Genomic DNA, 1,443 nt, shown 5'->3' on the forward strand with positions numbered 1-1,443 from the left:
TGAACTGCCCCATAAAAGTTGGACATGAAAAATCCAACTTTTATGGGGTGTTTTTTATGACCAAATATTCAAAGGCATTGAAAGTCCAAATCGCCCAGCGCTACTTCACGGGAAGGGACGGATTTGAGGTTTTGTCACAGGAGTTCGGAATCTCGTATAGCCAGGTGCGTATCTGGTCGCATCTCTATGAGCGTTGGGGGGAGGAAATCTTCGATCCTTCCTATACAGTCCACTCGCCGGCGTTTAAACTGGAGGTACTAAACGATATGGCTACTAATAGGCTGTCCTGCTTGGATGCGGCCCTGAAGTACCGCATTTCCTCCCCTGGAATGATCTCCACTTGGCGGTCCGCGTATGAACGGAAAGGAGTCGAGGGGTTGGTAGCCAAAGCGAAAGGACGTGCCCCGATGGCGAAACGCAAGAAAAAGAATCCGGACGAGATGACAGAGGTCGAGGAGCTCAAGGAACGGGTCGAGTACCTCGAGATGGAGAACGCCGCGTTAAAAAAATTGAAAGCCTTGGTTCAAGAAGAGGAAGCGCGACGAACCGGATCAAGGCCCAAGTGATCGACGAGCTACGGGCCACCTATCCTGTACCGGGTCTCCTCCAGGTGCTCGATATGGCTCGAAGCGTCTACTACTATTGGCGGACACGCCTGACGGCTGTTGACAAGTACACGGACGTGAAGGAAGCGATTCAGACCCTCTTCCACGAACACGAAGGACGTTGTGGCTATCGGCGCATCCATGCGCTCCTCGAGCGCCAAGGCTTCAGGCACGACCCGAAAACCGTATTGCGTCTCATGGACGAGCTCGGTCTCAAGTGCCTCGTCCGCATGAAGAAATATCGGTCCTACAAAGGAGAGGTCGGAACGATCGCACCGAACCTCCTTGAGCGAGATTTCCAGGCCACAGGCCTAAACCAGAAGTGGGTGACCGATGTCACCGAGTTCCATCTTTTCGGGGAGAAACTCTATCTCTCCCCGATGATGGACCTGGCAAACCGGGAAATCATTGCCTATTCGATGTCAGACAGTCCTAGATATCCGTTCGTCGGCGAGATGTTGGACCAAGCCATCGCAAGACTCGACGGCGATGGAAGGCCGATCCTCCATTCTGACCAGGGCTGGCAATACCAGTTCCGAGCGTTCACGGCGAAGCTGCGCGAACACGGCATCACCCAGAGTATGTCCCGAAAGGGCAACTGTCTCGACAACGCGGCCATCGAGAGTTTCTTCGCCGTGCTCAAGTCCGAACTCCTTTATCTCAGGAAGTTCGAAGATATGACCCATTTCAAACAGGAGCTCGAGCGATACATCGAGTACTATAATCATCGTCGCATCAAGAAACGACTAAAAAACCTGAGCCCGGTGGAATACCGGACGCAGGTTCTAAAGGTCGCCTAACGAAACTATTTAGTGTCTAACTTTTTCGGTTCAGTTCA

2 protein-coding genes are annotated in these 1,443 nt (G+C 52.5%); both read left to right on the plus strand.

The window, feature by feature from the left end; translation table 11 throughout:
* Positions 1–566 (plus strand): helix-turn-helix domain-containing protein (locus tag KNO96_RS14515; protein ID WP_483297394.1); only part of this gene is annotated, 566 nt, incomplete at its 5' end.
* Positions 563–1,405, plus strand: a complete 843-nt coding sequence (locus KNO96_RS14520; RefSeq protein ID WP_483297395.1) for an IS3 family transposase — start codon at positions 563–565, stop codon at positions 1,403–1,405. The genes KNO96_RS14515 and KNO96_RS14520, both read left to right, overlap by 4 nt.
* Positions 1,406–1,443 lie beyond the last annotated feature (38 nt).

It is taken from the genome of Exiguobacterium sp. s89 (assembly GCF_018617735.1).
Classification (GTDB): Bacteria; Bacillota; Bacilli; order Exiguobacteriales; family Exiguobacteriaceae; genus Exiguobacterium; species Exiguobacterium marinum.